The following is a 16669-nucleotide window of genomic DNA, read 5'->3' as shown; positions in this document are numbered from 1 at the left end:
GCTTGAATCGTAACACCAACATACACCCCTGTCAACCCCTTTAAATAGAGTGATCATGAAAATTTAGTCCACAAATCCCACAATCATTGTTTATTATTTTATCATAATACAGTGAGAAAGTCAATAGAACTAACATTAAATGAAATTAATATGCATCGGGCATAATACGCTTTTATCTGAGCGTAATACGGCTGATGAGCTGTTTCATCTGCTCACTAAAGTCTTGCCCATTTCAAATGCTTTCTGGCATGCCTCCGGGAACACAGTATCGTGGCGTTTCTGCTTGGCTTCCGGATCAAACATCGACCACGGCCAATCGGTCTTGCTGTAATCTTTTAGCTGGAGCGTGTCTCCGCTGATCAGTACCTCTGTCTGACCGACAAAGCGGTTCACTGTCAGTCAGTCTTTTATATTCTATTTTCATTATAGGCTCCTTTAGTTTTTTGCAGATTTCTTGATTTTCGGCTTCCGTTCAGGCAGCTCGTCGAACATTTCCGATACCATTTTCTGAAGCAGTTCTCTGTCATCGATTATCGTTACAGGAAGCATATTCTTTGCTCCGTCATACGGCGGGCAGGCTATGCTGTCGGGCATATATTTTCTGCTTGCTCTCAGCTCCCCGCACCGCAGTGCGTAATCAGACTTTTTCAGTTTTCCCGGAAAATCTATCTTTAAAAACAAACATATCAGACGTAATCAACCGGAACAAGATCATCGTCAGTATCATAGTTTTTCCGATTTCAGAACAGGAATAAGAACCGTGTAGAAGCATTCAACCGCCTGATCAAAATATCTGTAATAGTTTGAACGTGACATTTCAAGAACAGATATAAGTTCCTCATGAGTGTAGCTGAAATTATCGAAGTAATAGCGAAAGAGAATATCGTAGTAGATTCGTCCCTTGTCCGGATAGTCCCTGACCATGACGATAGTCTTGTCGAGAAGTTCAAGAAGCGACAGGCTTTTATGACAGCTGTTCACTCTGTCATCGAAACGGCGTTTCTCTTCCCTGGTCTCGAACTCGACCAGAGAATCCACAAGATCAGAAAGATGCCGGCGGCTGTTTACGTACACTTCTTCATCCAGATAGTAAAGATTATTGTTCACTGAATAAAGAACCTTCCGGTAAAGTTTCAGCAAAGCTTTTACGTTTTTCAGTTTGTTTTTCCCGAACGCTGATTTGGTGCTGCTCAAAATAATATCCCCTCCTGCAGAAAAAAATTCTCAGTAAATACTTGATATGTTGTGCGTGATGTGATATAATAAACACGAACGAACGGTACAAGCATATTATAACCGGCAGACGAACGGTTGTCAAGACTTTTTTCTTAAAAATGTTCGTGAACACGAACAGTCAGGAGGACTTATGGAACTTAAAGACCGAATCGCAAAAATCAGAAGAATGCGCGGACTTACACAGGCAGATCTTGCAGAAAAGGCCGGCGTATCTGCACGTGCCATTCAGAATTATGAAGGCGGAACACGCACTCCGAAGAAAGATATACTCGCTAAAATCGCAGATATCCTTGGAGTTGATGAAAAAGCTCTTGCATCTGATGATGAATATTTCGTAATCGAAGCAAATGAGAAATACGGATCAAAAGGAAAAGCTGCCGCAAAGAAACTTATCGAAAATGCTTCTGCACTTTTTGCCGGCGGAGATATTTCAGAAGAGGACAAGGCGAACGTTATGGAAGCTCTTCAGGAAGCATACTGGGAAGCTAAGATCACGAACAAAAAATATACTCCGAAGAAATACCGCAAGGATCAGAACAGTGAAGAAAATTCCGGTGAATAATCCCGTTGTACTGATTTTGACACACCGGTTTGCAGTATAATATACATAATAATAGGGTCACCCGGAAAGGCTGGTGAATTATGTACGCATATGAAATCAACAGTTTCGTGCAGAAGCTGAAAAAGAAATTCCGAACGGACGATCCGTTTGAAATTGCAGAAGCGTGTAATATTGTTATAAAATACAAAGACTTTACCGATCTTAAGGGCATGTACACTGTCATCCAGCGATGCCCGTATATATTTCTGAACAAATCTCTTGACGAACACATGGAGAAGATAGTTCTCTTTCATGAGCTCGGCCATCACTTCCTGCACAGGCATCATGCTGTTTCTGCTTTCAAGGAAAACGGACTTTATGATATGAGCTCGAAACTTGAAATAGAAGCCAACATCTTTGCGGCAAACTTCATCATCCGCGATGAGGATGTAATGGAAAACGTGGGGTACGGATACACAACAGAACAGGCAGCAATGGCAATGTGCGTACCGCATGAAATGCTGCTTATCAAGCTTAATGATATGAACGTAAGAGGATGTTCACTGAACATTCCGTTTATTCCGAAATCAGATTTTCTGGCATAACAGACAGTATAGCATATAATCACAATTAACTAATTAAATCATTATCAGGAGGACTATTATGGAACTGGATAAAATCAAAACTTATTTTCCCGTTGATTACAGAGGCAAAGCCAAAAAAGGAGTAGTTTTTTATATATTTCCTGAGACGTTGTTTGAGGAAAAACAGTATGAAGAAGCAAAAAAAGCTATCCTGGAACTTCATAAGCAATTTGAGGAAGCATTTACAAATTTAATACTAAGTGTGGATGAGATTGAAATTGGTGTTGGTCTTGAGGAGCTTTCGAAGAAGTATCATGAAGAAGTTATTGAATGCCTCATCGCAGCATTAAATAATAATGTCACAGAAATTCAGAAAGTAATCATCAATGATGGCAGCCCTGTTTCCAAAGACACAAAAAATGAGAACGAAGAAGATGATGAATATGGAGAATCAGATTGGGATCAGGCTTTGGGCTTAAAAGAACTTTCTCTTAACTATTCAGTTCATGCCGAAGGATTTGAAGGCGAATGCTTTAATTACAGTGTTTACTTTAACGATGATGCAGCTGACGAAGAAAAAGCCAAAGCCGTCAGAAATGCAATAAACGCATATGATTTTCAACTTGAAGGCGATGATTATATCGGCTATTTAAATGTTACGGCTGATAAAAACAGAGTTTCAGTTTATCTTGATCTCGGTAATACTGAACCACAGAATGAAAACAAAATCATTCACGGTATACTTCTTGCTCTGAATTCCATTTCTGATATCAAAAAAGTTATCATTAATGAAGGATGTTTTTAATTATTGCTGAATTTGAAAAGGAGCATTATTATGGCTAACAATGAAAAGAATTCAATACAGAGATTAAAGATTCTCTACCTATATAAGATAATGCTCGAACAGACTGACGAACTGCATCCGATTACTATGAGCGAGATAATAAATCAGCTTAAACTCTGCGGAATATCTGCTGAAAGAAAAGCTCTTTATCAGGATATTGAAGCGTTATGTACTTTCGGACTGGATATAAAGCAGCTCAAAGGAAACACTTCCGGTTACTATGTAGCAAGCCGTGAGTTTGAACTTCCGGAACTGAAACTTCTTGCTGATGCAGTTACATCATCACGTTTCCTTACCGAGCGGAAATCGAATGAGTTGCTTAAGAAGATCGAAGGCCTTGCAAGTGTACATGAAGCAAAGCAGATTCATCGTCAGGTGTTCGTATCCAACAGAGTCAAAGCAATGAATGAACGTATCTATATAAATGTTGATACTATTCATCGTGCAATATCTGAAGGAAAGAAAATCTCCTTCAAATATTTCGACTACGATATTCAGAAGAAGAAAAAATACCGTGACGGTCTTCGCGTCTGTTCACCGTATGCTCTCAGCTGGACAGATGAACGCTATTACCTTATTGCACACTATGAGAAGTATACTTCAATATCAAATTTCCGTGTGGACAGAATGGAAAGTGTAAAGATTCTTGAAGAAGATATCGTACCCAAGCCTTCGGATTTCAGCATAGCTGAGTATATGAACTCATCATTCTCAATGTTCAGCGGAGAATCAAGAGATGTTAAGCTCCGTTTTGATAACAAGCTTATCAATACCGTCATTGACCGCTTCGGAAAAGATGTATCTCTTATTCCTGACGGTAACGAGCACTTTACTGTTCACGTGAAAGTAAAAGCAGAAGCACCGTTCTTCGCATGGCTGTTCCAGTTTGGCAGTAAAGCAAAGATCATTGAACCGGAGGAGCTGAAAACAAAGTACATGGTTCATCTGAATGAAGTGCTGGAGACGATGAAGTGAGAAACTTTGAATTTCCCAAACAGTGTTTGGGAAATCATATGAGACTAAAGTGGGACTATAATGAGACTTAATTGAGACTCTTCTGGGACTGACGCGGGAGTTTCCGCGTGTTATAATGTGTATGCTGGCAGAAATACAGCCTCATGCACTGATACAATTTAATATTAGGGAAACGCTGAATAAGTCGTGATATAATAAAATATCCTTGTAATATTGGAATAATATTGAAATGCGAATCGCTATTCGAGCATTTACCTCATTTTTTTATTATTTTTTGCGGAATTAATCCGCATTAGGGTACACTTACCCCTTGCAAAATTCTGCAGTTCTTCCTGCACGAGAACACATCAGCAAATTTGCTGATGCGAATAGAAAATTGAATCTATTCATGTTCTTTTTTATTCCTTTGTATGCTACTTTTGAGTATCCAAATGTATTCTTTACAATGAGGAAAGCATGTTCCACTTTGCATCTTACTGATGACTTATCATGCTCCATCTTTTTATCCCAGTTAATACCGTTATAGTCATCTGAGGTTTTTAAACTTGACGGTCTTTTATTGATTTCAAACTTCATGTTTTTATGATGCTCATCCTGTTTTATGGCATTCTGTGCCGGAACACCAAGATAACCAGAATCGCCGTACATTATTTCATCATCATTGCGAATAAGCTTAGATGCTTCAGTGGAATCATGCACATTTGCCGCTGTTCCGGTTATTGTATGCACATATCCTGTTCCAGCATCTACTCCAGCATGTACCTTCATTCCATGATACCACTGATTGCCTTTCTTAGTCTGATGCATTTCAGGATCACGTTCTCCCTTGGCATTCTTTGTTGAACTTGGTGCTGCAATTATTGTTGCGTCAACAATTGTACCACCATGCATGATAAGTCCTGCCTTTTCAAGTCGATCATTAACGTCCTTGAAAATAGCGTCGCCGATATTATGTTCTTCAAGAAGATGTCGAAACTTCAGTAATGTTGTTGCATCCGGAACTTGTTCATGCATAAAATTTATTTTCATGAATTTTCTCATTGCATAGCTATCATAAATAGCATCTTCGACACCTTCATCTGATAGATTGAACCAATCCTGAAGAAGATACATTCTAAGCATGGTCTCGATACCTTTTACAGGTCTGCCATGATTACCTGACGGATAGTAAGGAGCGATTATCTGAATCCATGAATCCCATGGAATTATCTCTTCCATTCTATTAAGAAACGCTTCTTTTTTTCCCTGACGCTTTCTAAGGGAATATTCCATATCGCTGAAACTTAACTGTCCGTTCATATCAAAATACCTCGCATAATATATTTTATTAACTACATTATATCATATATACGACAATTTGTCAATACTAACGTCGATTAAATCAGCGTTTCCTTAGAAATCGGCCTTGCTGCTTTTAAAGCGGCAGGGCTTTTTTTATACTTTTTTTCTGCCGGCGAATATGCCGCAGCAATCGAGACTTGCAGATTTTTATCTGCAGGTCTTTTTTTGTTGCCCTGAAAAGGAGCAGAAAGATGCAGAGTAAGTACAGCGAAGCAGTCGCAAGGTATCCCTGAATTTCTGATTTGAACACACAGAGTCAATTCAGAAATTTCAGGAGGATACTATAATGTCTAAAATCTATTTTGTAATGAACAACCGTGAAAACACAGGCGAAGGATACAGAGAAGTATCTGAGGAAGAATTAAGAAACTACATAGCTAGCTTTCCGGAAGGGGAACGTGCTTATTTCATCAATCTCGGATACGCACTTATGGAAACGGATGAAGCCGGATACAGAAGCTTCTACAAGGAATACCGCCGTGAAAGATATGTAAATGAGGAAGCTCAGCGTGCAGGACTTGTTTCATTAAACGCACTGGATACAGATGAGTTTGACGGAACAAGTATTGTGGAAGATACTTCTGAACCGGTTGAAGAAAAGATACTTCGCAAGCTCATGATCGAGAAGCTGCCGCAGGCGGCACAAAACTATTTAGTGACCAAAGAGAAGCCAGGCACTGCACCTGATAAATATCTGAAGGAGCGGGAAATGTTCTGTCCATAACAGGCAGCTCCTGTTACGCGACGACAGGCAATGGGTATAATGATACTTCCGGCGACGGCTATTCCACAGGAATGGATAGAGGTTAGAATCCTATGAGGTCATCTTAGCGGATGACCGGCTTATATGTCTCCCCTGTCAGGGATGTTGAGAACAAATATGACAACTATGATACGAGCGACAGACCGGAACAAAACGGTCTGTCTTTACATAGATCATTCTATGAATACATTATCGAAAGGAAAATGCAAATGAAACACATAATGAGAGGTCAGGTTTATCTGGCAATACTCACGGGAACAGGATGCGAACAGCGAGGAAAAAGACCAGTGCTTATCATTCAGAACAATGTCGGCAATCACTACAGTCCGACTACACTGGTAGCTCCGATCACTTCTTCAAAGAAGAAAAGGAATCTTCCGGTTCACGTTCCGGTGGAGAGCGACAGACTTTATAAGGATTCGGTTATCCTCTGTGAACAGATACAGGTAATGGATAAGTCGAGACTGAGAAAAAAGCTCTGCACACTCGGTGATGATGTAATGGAACAGGTGAACAAAGCTGTTGGAATAAGTTTCGATCTGAACGGAGGAAATACAAATGAGTAATGAAGTAAAAATATTTGAAAACGAAGAATTCGGTTCTGTAAGAACAGTGACCATTGGCGGTGAACCGTGGCTTGTTGGCAAAGATGTTGCCGAGAAACTCGGATACGCTGATCCGCGAAGTGCTGTTTCCAAAAAGGTCGATAAGGAAGACAGAGGTGTTGCTAAAATGGCAACACCTTCAGGAGTACAGGAAATGACGATCATCAATGAATCGGGTTTTTACAGCCTTGTTCTTTCAAGTAAGCTTCCTTCTGCAAAGAAGTTCAAGCGCTGGGTGACGTCAGAAGTTCTCCCTTCAATCAGAAAGACGGGTTCATATTCCACAGAGGAGAAACTCAGAACAAACAACGCTCTGCTTGAAGAAAGGATCTCCTCACTTGAACCGAAAGCTGAATATTATGATTTCATAATGAAAAGCAGAAAGCTTATCAAAGTTTCTGATATAGCATATGAATACGGAACAACAGCTGCCGGTTTCAACCTTCTGCTTTTCAGACTTGGTATTCAGTACAGATCACATAACACCTGGTTCCTTACTGAACAGTATGAGGGCAAAGGTTATGTAAGCACTGATATACGAAGATCATATGATTACAGAACCGGATCTTACAGAGAATATGTTCATACCAGATGGACACAGAAAGGTGTTGAATTCCTCTACAGAACACTTGATTCTTTCGGGATCACACCGGTAAGAAATGATAGTTACTTGCACTTACAAAAAAAGATTTTGATTTTTGCAAAAATACAGTTTCGATTACGAAGTCTTTTCAGCAGATAAATGGCAGAGAAGTTATTACAGATCCTAAAACGCCAAAAAGCATAAGAATTATTTCGATGCCTGATTTTCTGTGCGAAGAAATGGAAGAATACATAAGTTCACTCTATGGGGTTAAAGATTCGGACAAAATTTTTGAATTCACCAAGTCATATCTTCATCATGAAATGGATCGTGGATGTAAGGAAAAGGGATTGAAACGAATCAGAATCCATGATCTGAGACATTCCCATGTGTCTCTTCTTATAGAAATGGGTTTTTCAGCAGTGGCTATAGCTGATCGTCTGGGACATGAGAGTATAGATATCACATATAGATATGCTCATTTGTTTCCGACTAAACAGAAGGAAATTGCCGAAAAATTAAATGTTGAAAGGGATGAAGATGATGTCTGCTAAAAATCTTGACAGTAAAGGTCGTTTTCGCGGAAAAATAGTATCATTCAGAATGTCAGAAGAAGAAAACAAACAGCTTGACAGATTTGTTAGGTTGTCAGGCCATACCAAACAGGATTATCTGATACAGCGTGCACTTCAACGTGAAATCAGTGTTACCGGAAATCCAAGGACCTATAAAGCATTAAGAAACGCACTTGCAGAGGTGCTCTGTGAGCTTAGACGAATTGACAGAGGAGAGGACATGGAAAGTGAACTTATTGAACTGATATCACAGATAAATGATACTCTTGACGGACTAAGAAAATAAATAAAACCCTGACTGAAATTATTCATCATGTAAAATCAGTCAGGGTTAAATTTTTAGTATTAAATTTTTAGTGTAAAAACCACCGCCAAAAACGCCAGTACCGCATAAAAGTTAAATTTTTAGTATTAAATTTTTAGTATCATAATAGTATCACTGACGTTTTAGAGACGTCTCGAACGACGTATTTGCGCGGTTTGTTTGAAAAATGATATCATTCCCACTCGCTCCTTAAACCGTAATCTTAAACAATTTCAGTTAGGTGATTTAGCTTGTGGTATCTCTATTATCTGTGTTGTCTGTCAAATTTGGAGTATCTGATTTTTTGTTGCCAAAGTGTTGCCGGAGATGTTTTTATTATAGCGCATATGTATTTGATTGTCAATTCCTAAAAGCGAAATTATTATACAAGAAATTGTTCATTATATAAACTATAAAGGTGCCTGCGAAGTACGCTGACACCTTTACAGTATGTTTAATTAATAAGCATTAAAGAGAATTGATCTTTTTGGAAAGATACTGCTGAAGTCTTGCAAGGTCGGCAAGAGTGACTGCTCCGTCACCGTCAATGTCTGCTGCTTTTTGCTGATCTGCTGTAAGTTCCTTATCGCCTAAAAGTGCAAGTGAGAGTTCTGTAAGATCTGTAACATCAATTGAGTCATTATGGTCTATGTCACCTGCAATTACAGGTGATGCTGCTGCAGGAGACTCAATTCTAAACGCTACATTAACTTTTGAAGAATCAATATTGTTATTCTCTAAGTACTCAGAAATACTTTTTGAAATAGCAGCTCCATTAAACTCATGCTCTTCTTTAGAGACTTCACGAAATATTATTTCGATTGTGTTGTCATCGGATATGACGGTTTTGGCATCACCTGGATAATTTTCAGCTATATAATTCTCCATTAACTGATATATTTTTTGCGTTTCGTGTATCAGTTCTGTTTCAGCATATACTGTTGAAGCACTAGAAGACAAGAACATTATAAAACACGAAAGAAGAGAAACAATTTTTTTATTCATAATTTTTTCCTCCTGTTATCCGATGTTGTCATTATCCATATAAAATCTAAGTATAGGAGTCGTAATTCTAACGCCTCCACTATATCTTACGCCAAGATTATAGTTATAATAACCACATATTCCAATAGCTGAGCGAAATGTCGAGCCATTTAAAGAGTATTGTATATACATTGGACCACCGCTGTCACCATTACTGGCATAAGCCGAGCAACGAATCAGATCAGAATTTGTCGATGGCAAAACTTCACCGGTTTCATAATATCTAACATCTACAACTGGTGATCCTGAAACTTCAAGAGGAAATCCACTTATTGATAAATCCGAAGAGGTTGACATGAAGTAATCTGTTGCGGTTCCTAATGCAATATTACCATAGCTTGATAAACTGGAGTCAACATATATCAACCCGTAATCGTAATTTGAAGAAGAACTTGAAATGTAATTACTTGGAACATGGAGTTCTTTGGCGTAAAGTGTGTTTAAAAGCGTTGAGCCATCAGAATCATAGATTTTAATTGTATAATTTGTATTAAATGATGTACCATTATAGATGCAATGTGCACATGTCGCAATTGTGTGCTTATCTACAATGAAGCCTGAGCCTTGCCACCATTGCCCGTCATTCTTTTTATATTCTAACATCACAATACTTTTGGCGTTAGCAGAAGAATCTATTTGTCTTCCGTCAAAGTTTCCAGTACGTGGCATATAATTAGATAACGAATTTAAAGTGTATGTTGATGTTGTTCCTGTAGAGCAATTATACTTTGTATAGTTTCTTGATGAATCACTCGGAAATACATAATTGTTACAATTACTATAAGTGTTTCCGCTCTCACTGTACGGCAGGTATGAAAGTGAGTGCGTAATGTATGCTTTTATAGTTTTTAAATCACATACATCTAAAACTGTATTCTGATCAACATCAGCATATTTTTTATTGATACTCGAAGCAGAAACTGAGCCTTCCAAATACAGATTCAACAACTAACGTCAGTCAAATCCACCGTGCTGCTATTGTTTACATCTCCGTAAATTGTTGTTGCACTTACTTTTACACTTGGCATTGCACAAACAAACATTGTCAATGCTGTAAACATCGATAACATCCCTTTTAAAATCTTCATGATAAATTCCCCCTATTCAAAATTGTTTATTAGGAAAACTATTTCCTAAACTTATAATAGCACTATCATTTGAGAAAGTCAATATATTTATGAACTTCTTTTGGAATTAATCTGTGATTTTGCATGCTATGTGCATTATAATTGAGTAATTTTCTCGATATTATTCTGCTGTACAACTTCCTCCTTTCACTTCATTAACTTTCTTTACTTATTATACACACGAAAGTCCGAATTATCACACCTTATTTATCATAATTTTTAAAATAAGAAATTTATTCCAGCACATTCTTTCTGTGTGCTGTGTTTACTTTTGTGTGGTTGTATTCATCACGCAGACCGTGAGCATCAATGACGGTCATAGCCTTTTGCAGATCACGGGAAAGCTGCTCTTCTCGCTTGATACGCTTACTTTCAGCTGCCATATTCTCACGTGAGAAGTAATGTTTATTAGCTTCTTTCTTTTTGTAGGCTGAAAGCTCTGAGGAAATCACCTCGAACTTGGATTTGAGTGCATCAAGTTCCTGTACTGCATCATCACGTTCCTTGCGTAGCTTCTTTGTCTGCTTTTGCGATGCTACTTCCTTTTTGGCGAGGGCAGTAACATTGTCCCAGTCTTCTTTTGACACAGTGATTTTTCCACCAAATACGGTTTTACCTGTTTCCACGCTGTCAATCTCCATGAGCTTGGCTTTCGCTTTTGCAGCTTTTTCAAGTTCCGCTTTCGTTTCTGAAAGTTCTGTTTCAGCCTGAGCATTTTCTACTGCCAGAGCATCAGCTTTACGACGCTGTTCCTTGTATTCTTCAACTTCGAGTGTTCCTCTGGATTCTTCGGGAGGAAGGGGTTCGATACCGTGCTTACGGCAGATTTCATTCAGTACATCTATCTGAGCGGCTCTCCACTTGGCAATAGCCATTTTACCACCGCCGTATCCCATTTCTTTGAGTGCCTGAGCTATACCGTTCTGCGTATCCTGACCGCGCTTGTAATGACCAACAGGAATGTAGTCGAAATGCAGATGGGGAGTAGCTTCATCCATGTGAAGAACTGCGTTAAAAACATAGAAGTTCGGGTTGCGTTCCTGAAAGCTTTCCATGTATTCTTTCAGTATATCAGCAGCGACCTGTGCATCCTCGGTTCCGATACCCGTATCTTCTTTTTTGCCGACCTGAACCAGTACTTCATAGAAGCTTTTCTGATCGAGTGCATTTACTTTTATAGTATTGCACGGCTTACATCCGAAAAGATGTTCATAATAGTCGCTGATCTTACGATCGTTCCTGGTCTGCTTTGCGTTGTAACGCTCGGTTGATTCTCTGAAAAGCTGATCATATGCTTCGGCTATCGGCTGAGCGATAAAAGTGATATTATCAGGGGTACGTGCAGGATCAACATTGTTCGCAACGAACTCACGATTATTATGCGTGATTGATCCTTTGCCCTGGCTAAAAGTCAGTCTTTTCTCTTTCATTTTGAAATTCCTTTCCTTTCCTTTATTCTTTTTTATAGCTTGCACAGGCGTGCTTCTGAACGGTGCGGAGCACCGCTTACAAAGGGCGTGTGCGCCGCTTGTAACTCCATAGTACTTCCGACAGCCTTGAAAGTCTATCAGAAGAACTATGTCGCCCTGCGGGGCTTTTTCCGTCGGCTTCGCCTTCCGGATTTCCGGGTATCCGATTGTAAATCGTAACCCGCAATACATTGGAAAACTGTATTTCTTTTTTGAAAAAATGCTTTGCTTCTGCGTCGATGTGCGTCGGTGGTGACGATGTTTTACACCGCTCCGAAACCATCGACGCATCGACGCACATCGTCACGCTAAAGCGTTTTCAATCATGAGCTGATAAGGCGTATCATAATCTTCGTCCGCAATATCACTTACCGTATTGGAGTTAATGACGATTTCACGATTTACAGCTGCGACGCCATCAGAGTTGTTTTTCTCAGCAGGAGTATCATCATTTATTGCTTCGGGCATCACTTCAGGGGCAACAATGACAGGGTGATCTGCATCGTAACGGAGCTGAATAATTTGGCTCTTCATTAACATGTGTGGAAATAAAATCGCAGAAAAAGCCGTAAAAAATTGAAAAAGCATATGATATCTGTTATGATTTTTTTGACGAGAAAAAATTAAAACAGGAGATACCATATGCTTTGTAATAATTATATCAAAAAAATCTTAAATGTCAAGTATACAGCGATAGATAAAACTGTATTTGAAGACGACACGTTTATCATTCAGGTCCATGCAACCAAAGGACATCAGTGCAGATGCGGAATCTGCGGCAGGAAATGTAAAGTATATGATGCAGGAAACTATGGAGCAAGAACGTGGCGAGCATGTGACTGGTCAACATACAAAGTGATACTTGTAGCCCCATCATGCAGAGTCAGGTGTCCTGAACACGGAGTGGTTACATGTCAGTTTCCGTGGGCAAGGCATAACTCAGGTTTCACCTATGATTTTGAGCAGATAACAGCCTGGCTGGCTGTTAATTGTTCTAAAGTTGCAGTTTCAGAATTCATGAGAATTTCATGGGGTACCGTTGGAGCAATCGTTAAAAGAGTAAACGATGCACTTGATACTGACCCTGAAAAAAGATTTAATAATCTCTTTAGAATCGGTGTAGATGAAACAAGCTACAAGAAAGGTCATAAATACATAACGACGGTGATAAACCATGATACCGGAAAGGTGATATGGGCATCTGAAGGTCATGGTAAAAGTGTGTTTTCTTCATTCTTTGATCAGCTAACAGAAGAACAGAGAGCAAACATACAACTCGTATCCGGAGACGGAGCTAAATGGATTGATGAATGTATAAAAGAATACTGTCCAAACGCTGAGCGCTGTGTAGATCCTTTTCACGTAATCAGCTGGGCAATGGAAGCACTTGACGATATGCGCGTAGATACATGGCGTTCAATCAAAAAGGAAGTAGCACTATGTAAAAGACCAGCCAAACGTGGTCGTAAGCCCAAGGATACTCCGAAGACGATTGACGTTGCTAAAGAAATAAAGACATCCAAGCTCATATTAGGAAAGTCGATGGAAAAACTCACGTCCAGGCAAGCTGACAAGATTGACTGGATATCGAAAACAGATCCTAAACTATTCAGAGCTTACAAACTTAAAGAAGCGCTTAGATACGTCTTTCATAGTGATACAGCTGAGGAGGCTGAAGAAAAACTTGATGCATGGATTAAGTGGGCAAGACATTGTCGTTTGCCAAAGTTTGTTGAGCTACAAAAGAAAATCAATCGTCATAGAAAATCGATTCTGAACACGATAAAATATCATCTTTCGAACGCAAGAGTTGAAGCAATTAACAACAAGATAAAACTATCTATACGTATGGCCTATGGCTTCAGAAATATCGATAACATGTTAGCTATGATAATGCTGAGATGCTCAGGCATTGATGTTAGACTGCCTTGGAATTAGCGTTCATCCTTCTTCTGCAATTAGAAATTGTAGCATATGTGAATATCAGTATCAAGGGTGCAAGCACCGCTACGCGGAAACCCTTGACACTGATATCCACACACGCTGGTTTCTCTAATAGCAGCAAAAGGATAAAGAACAGAGGCGGAAAAGTTACCACACATATTAACGATGCCTCAATAATTTTAGCCTTGTGTGTACGCTTGCTGCTGTACTGTACAAAGTAAAGATTATACAGCTTTCCGGCGTTGACGTTCAGCTTCAGAGAAAGCGCATTAGGCTTGATGTCAAGCGCAAGTTTTTCAATAAGCTCTGTCGCTGTTCCTTCCCATGACGGATTGTCTTCGCTGATGAATTTTCCGATTGCTTCAATAACAGGTTCAGGCGGTTCGGAAAAATCGGAAGAGTCTTCACCTTTGAAGTCCCAGCACAGCGTTTCTTTGTTTCGGGTGAGCTTGTATTTTTTATCAGGCTGATCGCGTCCTGATACTTCAATAGTAGCATCATCTTCGATACGACTGTTTTTATACATTACGAACGCTCCGTCTGCTGCACCGAGCAGACCGTTTGTTCCCGAGATACGGTCGAAGCTGTCATCGGACTTCTGTTTACGGGTGTGATGAACAAGTATCAGACAGATACCTGTTCTGTCAGCAAATGCTTTCAGTTCAGCTATTATTTCATAATCACGGGCATAGCTGTAAGTTTCGCCCTCGGCTTCACGTACTTTCTGTAAAGTGTCGATGATGACAAGCGAGGTTTCGGGGTGTTCGTTCATAAAGGCATTGAGCTGATCGAGCAGTCCGTCGTTCAGTGATCTGGAAGCAACTGAAAAGAAAAGATCAGGTGTTGCTTCCGTTCCGAACATTCGGTAAAGTCGTTCCTGTAATCTGCGGTAATCGTCTTCCAGTGCAAGATAAAGCACGGTTCCCTTGCGGACAGCATAGTTCCACATCGGTGTACCCGAGCTGACGTGATAGGCGATCTGTCCCATCATGAAACTCTTTCCCACTTTCGGAGCACCTACGAACAGATAAGTGCCCGGGTAGAGAAAGTTATCTATTACGGGAGGCTTGCCCGGATAGACCATTTCGTAAAGCTCCGGCATTGATACTGTCTGCATAAAATCAGGAGCAGCTTCACGTTCTGCTTTTGCCTGTGCCTGCATTTCCTGTTCGTACTGCATCTGTGCTTCAAACATTTCTTCGTCAGAAGGGTTGAAATTCTCCCCATATTCTGGTATAATTAATGATGATAATTCACATGGCTGCTCAGCACCTGCGCCAACAGGTGCATCAAGAGCAGTCATTTTTCTTTCTTCGGTCATTCTCTTTCTCCTTTCAGACCATTTAAAGTTTTTGTTATGAGCTGTATTGTTGACAGCAGCTCATCGTCCGCAGCCGAGCCGTTTTCTATTCTCCTGAGTTCTTCGAGGACTTCTGCAAGCTGATTCTTCAAAGCTTTGTACACTCTTGGGTTTCCCTGCACGATCACATCACGGCAGAGAAGCCGTTTTATAATGTAGTCCTGCTTGGTCAGTCCTGATAGGGCAACAGCCGAGTTTATCAGCTTGTCTTCTTCGGGTGATACACGGAAGCCAATTGTTCGGCTGCGGAATCTGCCTTTATTATCAAGGTTCTTAGCTGACATCTTTCTCACCACCTTCCTCATCTTCGGTTCTGAGATCACTGAGCCTGTCTGCCATTTCATTCTGCGTACTTGGAAACAGGTGTGCATAACGATAGGTAATATCAATGCTCTCGTGACCAACTCTGTCTGCGATGGCAACAGCTGAAAAACCCATTTCAATAAGCAGAGAGATATGCGAATGTCTGAGATCATGAATGCGGATACGCTTCACACCTGATTCTTTTGACCCTCTGTCCATCTCATGATGCAGATAACTCTTGGTTATCATGAACATACGGTCATGTTCACCGATACCGTAAAGCTGACTGATATAATCCTGTATCTCCTGAGAAAGAAAATCAGGCATCTTCACAACACGGTTGCTCTTTGGCGTTTTCGGGTCGGTGATTATATCCTGTCCATTGATATGCTGAAAAGACTTTGTTATAGATACTGTCTGCTTTTCAAAATCGAAATCGGCTGGGGTGAGGGCGAGAAGTTCACCCTCACGGATACCGCACCAGTACAGCATTTCAAACGCATAGAATGAAACAGGTTTGTCCATCATGATTTCAGCGAACTTCTTGTATTCCTCTTGCGTCCAGAACAGCATCTCCCGGTTTTTCGCTTTACCCATATTTCCTGCTTTGGCTGCGGGATTGTCCGGAAGTCCATAGAACTTTACTGCATAATTGAAGATGGCACTGAGCTGATTATGAAGTGTTTTCAGATACACAGGTGAATACGGTTTACCTGTTTTTGTAGAACCTTCGAGCATTTCATTCTGCCAGGCAATCACGTCTTTTGGAAGAATATCGCACATCTTTCTTTTCCTGAAGAAAGGTATCAGCTTTGTGCGGAGAATATGATTCTTTGTGTGCCATGTGTTCTCTTTCAGACGCTTCTTCATATCCTCGAAGTATATTTCAGAAAAGCTTTCAAAAGTCATATCGAGGCGCGATTCCGTTTGGTTCATCTGTTCACGTTCCCATGCCTGAGCTTCTTTCTTTGTGGAGAAACCACGCTTCTGTGTCTGTTTGCGTTCTCCACGGCTGTCGGTGTAACGATAGATCACACGCCATTTGTTACCGTCTTTGTAGACTGACATCGT

Annotated in this window: 21 protein-coding genes and 1 pseudogene; 10 read left to right on the top strand and 12 right to left on the bottom strand. The window is 40.1% G+C overall.

Features of this window, described 5'->3' with window-relative positions:
• Positions 1-204: 204 nt before the first annotated feature.
• The 3 genes from CC97_RS10375 to CC97_RS10365 all read right to left on the bottom strand — a co-directional run bounded on the left by CC97_RS10375 (position 205) and on the right by CC97_RS10365 (position 1194).
• Positions 205-393 (bottom strand): hypothetical protein, encoded by a 189-nt coding sequence (locus CC97_RS10375; RefSeq protein WP_044974917.1) that lies wholly within the window; start codon positions 391-393, stop codon positions 205-207.
• Between the two features lie 42 nt (positions 394-435).
• Positions 436-594: a transcriptional regulator gene (locus tag CC97_RS10370; protein ID WP_197021856.1), complete on the bottom strand. Its 159-nt coding sequence runs from the start codon at positions 592-594 to the stop codon at positions 436-438.
• A gap of 129 nt (positions 595-723) precedes the next feature.
• A complete protein-coding gene (locus tag CC97_RS10365) occupies positions 724-1194 on the bottom strand; it encodes a hypothetical protein (RefSeq protein WP_044974915.1) in 471 nt (156 codons plus the stop codon).
• A gap of 172 nt (positions 1195-1366) precedes the next feature.
• Between CC97_RS10365 and CC97_RS10360 the strand changes: the two genes are divergently transcribed.
• From CC97_RS10360 to CC97_RS10345, 4 genes are all read left to right on the top strand, one after another.
• Entirely contained in the window at positions 1367-1798 is a 432-nt protein-coding gene (locus tag CC97_RS10360) for a helix-turn-helix transcriptional regulator (protein ID WP_044974914.1), read from the top strand.
• 80 nt (positions 1799-1878) lie between these two features.
• Entirely contained in the window at positions 1879-2382 is a 504-nt protein-coding gene (locus tag CC97_RS10355; RefSeq protein ID WP_044974913.1) for an ImmA/IrrE family metallo-endopeptidase, read from the top strand.
• Between the two features lie 58 nt (positions 2383-2440).
• Positions 2441-3166 (top strand): hypothetical protein, encoded by a 726-nt coding sequence (locus CC97_RS10350; RefSeq protein WP_044974912.1) that lies wholly within the window; start codon positions 2441-2443, stop codon positions 3164-3166.
• Between the two features lie 30 nt (positions 3167-3196).
• The gene (locus CC97_RS10345) at positions 3197-4180 is read left to right on the top strand and encodes a WYL domain-containing protein (protein ID WP_044974911.1); all 984 of its coding nucleotides are present in this window, start codon (positions 3197-3199) and stop codon (positions 4178-4180) included.
• A gap of 303 nt (positions 4181-4483) precedes the next feature.
• On the opposite strand, the gene CC97_RS10340 is transcribed toward CC97_RS10345, so the two are convergent.
• Positions 4484-5479 carry an IS5 family transposase gene (locus CC97_RS10340; protein ID WP_044973980.1) on the bottom strand — a complete coding sequence of 332 codons (996 nt, stop codon included), beginning with the start codon at positions 5477-5479 and terminating at the stop codon, positions 4484-4486.
• Positions 5480-5807: 328 nt separating this feature from the next.
• Between CC97_RS10340 and CC97_RS10330 the strand changes: the two genes are divergently transcribed.
• The 5 genes and pseudogenes from CC97_RS10330 to CC97_RS10310 all read left to right on the top strand — a co-directional run bounded on the left by CC97_RS10330 (position 5808) and on the right by CC97_RS10310 (position 8333).
• Entirely contained in the window at positions 5808-6245 is a 438-nt protein-coding gene (locus tag CC97_RS10330) for a hypothetical protein (protein WP_044974909.1), read from the top strand.
• A gap of 248 nt (positions 6246-6493) precedes the next feature.
• Positions 6494-6850, top strand: a complete 357-nt coding sequence (locus CC97_RS10325) for a type II toxin-antitoxin system PemK/MazF family toxin (RefSeq protein ID WP_044976957.1) — start codon at positions 6494-6496, stop codon at positions 6848-6850.
• Complete coding sequence (locus tag CC97_RS10320) at positions 6843-7631, top strand: phage antirepressor KilAC domain-containing protein (protein ID WP_049962824.1); 789 nt, start codon at positions 6843-6845, stop codon at positions 7629-7631. The genes CC97_RS10325 and CC97_RS10320 overlap by 8 nt, the downstream gene beginning before the upstream one ends.
• Positions 7556-8026: pseudogene (locus CC97_RS10315) on the top strand (site-specific integrase); the annotation flags it as partial. The gene CC97_RS10320 and the pseudogene CC97_RS10315, both read left to right, overlap by 76 nt.
• Positions 8016-8333 (top strand): hypothetical protein, encoded by a 318-nt coding sequence (locus CC97_RS10310; RefSeq protein WP_044974908.1) that lies wholly within the window; start codon positions 8016-8018, stop codon positions 8331-8333. The pseudogene CC97_RS10315 and the gene CC97_RS10310, both read left to right, overlap by 11 nt.
• 486 nt (positions 8334-8819) lie before the next feature.
• On the opposite strand, the gene CC97_RS10305 is transcribed toward CC97_RS10310, so the two are convergent.
• From CC97_RS10305 to CC97_RS10295, 5 genes are all read right to left on the bottom strand, one after another.
• Positions 8820-9356, bottom strand: coding sequence for a dockerin type I repeat-containing protein (locus CC97_RS10305; RefSeq protein ID WP_044974907.1), 537 nt, complete (start codon positions 9354-9356; stop codon positions 8820-8822).
• A 15-nt stretch (positions 9357-9371) separates the two neighbouring features.
• Positions 9372-10328, bottom strand: coding sequence for a serine protease (locus CC97_RS19610; RefSeq protein ID WP_156036878.1), 957 nt, complete (start codon positions 10326-10328; stop codon positions 9372-9374).
• A gap of 8 nt (positions 10329-10336) precedes the next feature.
• The gene (locus CC97_RS20170; RefSeq protein ID WP_156036876.1) at positions 10337-10483 is read right to left on the bottom strand and encodes a hypothetical protein; all 147 of its coding nucleotides are present in this window, start codon (positions 10481-10483) and stop codon (positions 10337-10339) included.
• A gap of 272 nt (positions 10484-10755) precedes the next feature.
• Positions 10756-11952 carry a plasmid recombination protein gene (locus tag CC97_RS10300; RefSeq protein ID WP_044974906.1) on the bottom strand — a complete coding sequence of 399 codons (1197 nt, stop codon included), beginning with the start codon at positions 11950-11952 and terminating at the stop codon, positions 10756-10758.
• Between the two features lie 342 nt (positions 11953-12294).
• Complete coding sequence (locus CC97_RS10295) at positions 12295-12579, bottom strand: hypothetical protein (RefSeq protein ID WP_044974905.1); 285 nt, start codon at positions 12577-12579, stop codon at positions 12295-12297.
• Positions 12580-12633: 54 nt separating this feature from the next.
• On the opposite strand from CC97_RS10295, the gene CC97_RS10290 reads away from it, so the two are divergent.
• Positions 12634-13929, top strand: a complete 1296-nt coding sequence (locus CC97_RS10290) for an ISL3 family transposase (protein WP_044974904.1) — start codon at positions 12634-12636, stop codon at positions 13927-13929.
• Here the strand turns inward: CC97_RS10290 and CC97_RS10285 are convergent.
• Genes CC97_RS10285 through CC97_RS10275 form a run of 3 tightly spaced genes read right to left on the bottom strand, consistent with a single transcriptional unit; the run spans position 13910 to position 16666 of the window.
• Positions 13910-15256 carry a helicase RepA family protein gene (locus CC97_RS10285; RefSeq protein WP_081850073.1) on the bottom strand — a complete coding sequence of 449 codons (1347 nt, stop codon included), beginning with the start codon at positions 15254-15256 and terminating at the stop codon, positions 13910-13912. The two genes, CC97_RS10290 and CC97_RS10285, sit on opposite strands and share 20 nt — an antisense overlap.
• Positions 15253-15579: a hypothetical protein gene (locus tag CC97_RS10280; protein WP_044974903.1), complete on the bottom strand. Its 327-nt coding sequence runs from the start codon at positions 15577-15579 to the stop codon at positions 15253-15255. The genes CC97_RS10285 and CC97_RS10280 overlap by 4 nt, the downstream gene beginning before the upstream one ends.
• A complete protein-coding gene (locus CC97_RS10275; RefSeq protein WP_044974902.1) occupies positions 15569-16666 on the bottom strand; it encodes a site-specific integrase in 1098 nt (365 codons plus the stop codon). The genes CC97_RS10280 and CC97_RS10275 overlap by 11 nt, the downstream gene beginning before the upstream one ends.
• Positions 16667-16669 lie beyond the last annotated feature (3 nt).

The organism is Ruminococcus sp. HUN007 (assembly GCF_000712055.1).
Taxonomy (GTDB): Bacteria; Bacillota; Clostridia; order Oscillospirales; family Ruminococcaceae; genus HUN007.
This window is presented reverse-complemented; position numbering and strand designations above follow the sequence as displayed.

Bases quoted from the DNA above. Each gene is read 5' to 3' on its own strand.
- CC97_RS10345 (WP_044974911.1), top strand. From the start codon at position 3,197: ATGGCTAACAATGAAAAGAATTCAATACAGAGATTAAAGATTCTCTAC.
- CC97_RS10330 (WP_044974909.1), top strand. From the start codon at position 5,808: ATGTCTAAAATCTATTTTGTAATGAACAACCGTGAAAACACAGGCGAA.
- CC97_RS10340 (WP_044973980.1), bottom strand. From the start codon at position 5,479: ATGAACGGACAGTTAAGTTTCAGCGATATGGAATATTCCCTTAGAAAG.
- CC97_RS20170 (WP_156036876.1), bottom strand. From the start codon at position 10,483: ATGAAGATTTTAAAAGGGATGTTATCGATGTTTACAGCATTGACAATG.
- CC97_RS10280 (WP_044974903.1), bottom strand. From the start codon at position 15,579: ATGTCAGCTAAGAACCTTGATAATAAAGGCAGATTCCGCAGCCGAACA.
- CC97_RS10355 (WP_044974913.1), top strand. From the start codon at position 1,879: ATGTACGCATATGAAATCAACAGTTTCGTGCAGAAGCTGAAAAAGAAA.
- CC97_RS10370 (WP_197021856.1), bottom strand. From the start codon at position 594: ATGCCCGACAGCATAGCCTGCCCGCCGTATGACGGAGCAAAGAATATG.
- CC97_RS10310 (WP_044974908.1), top strand. From the start codon at position 8,016: ATGTCTGCTAAAAATCTTGACAGTAAAGGTCGTTTTCGCGGAAAAATA.
- CC97_RS10300 (WP_044974906.1), bottom strand. From the start codon at position 11,952: ATGAAAGAGAAAAGACTGACTTTTAGCCAGGGCAAAGGATCAATCACG.
- CC97_RS10360 (WP_044974914.1), top strand. From the start codon at position 1,367: ATGGAACTTAAAGACCGAATCGCAAAAATCAGAAGAATGCGCGGACTT.
- CC97_RS10305 (WP_044974907.1), bottom strand. From the start codon at position 9,356: ATGAATAAAAAAATTGTTTCTCTTCTTTCGTGTTTTATAATGTTCTTG.
- CC97_RS10285 (WP_081850073.1), bottom strand. From the start codon at position 15,256: ATGACCGAAGAAAGAAAAATGACTGCTCTTGATGCACCTGTTGGCGCA.
- CC97_RS10325 (WP_044976957.1), top strand. From the start codon at position 6,494: ATGAAACACATAATGAGAGGTCAGGTTTATCTGGCAATACTCACGGGA.
- CC97_RS10320 (WP_049962824.1), top strand. From the start codon at position 6,843: ATGAGTAATGAAGTAAAAATATTTGAAAACGAAGAATTCGGTTCTGTA.
- CC97_RS10350 (WP_044974912.1), top strand. From the start codon at position 2,441: ATGGAACTGGATAAAATCAAAACTTATTTTCCCGTTGATTACAGAGGC.
- CC97_RS10295 (WP_044974905.1), bottom strand. From the start codon at position 12,579: ATGCTTTTTCAATTTTTTACGGCTTTTTCTGCGATTTTATTTCCACAC.
- CC97_RS10290 (WP_044974904.1), top strand. From the start codon at position 12,634: ATGCTTTGTAATAATTATATCAAAAAAATCTTAAATGTCAAGTATACA.
- CC97_RS10275 (WP_044974902.1), bottom strand. From the start codon at position 16,666: ATGTCAGTCTACAAAGACGGTAACAAATGGCGTGTGATCTATCGTTAC.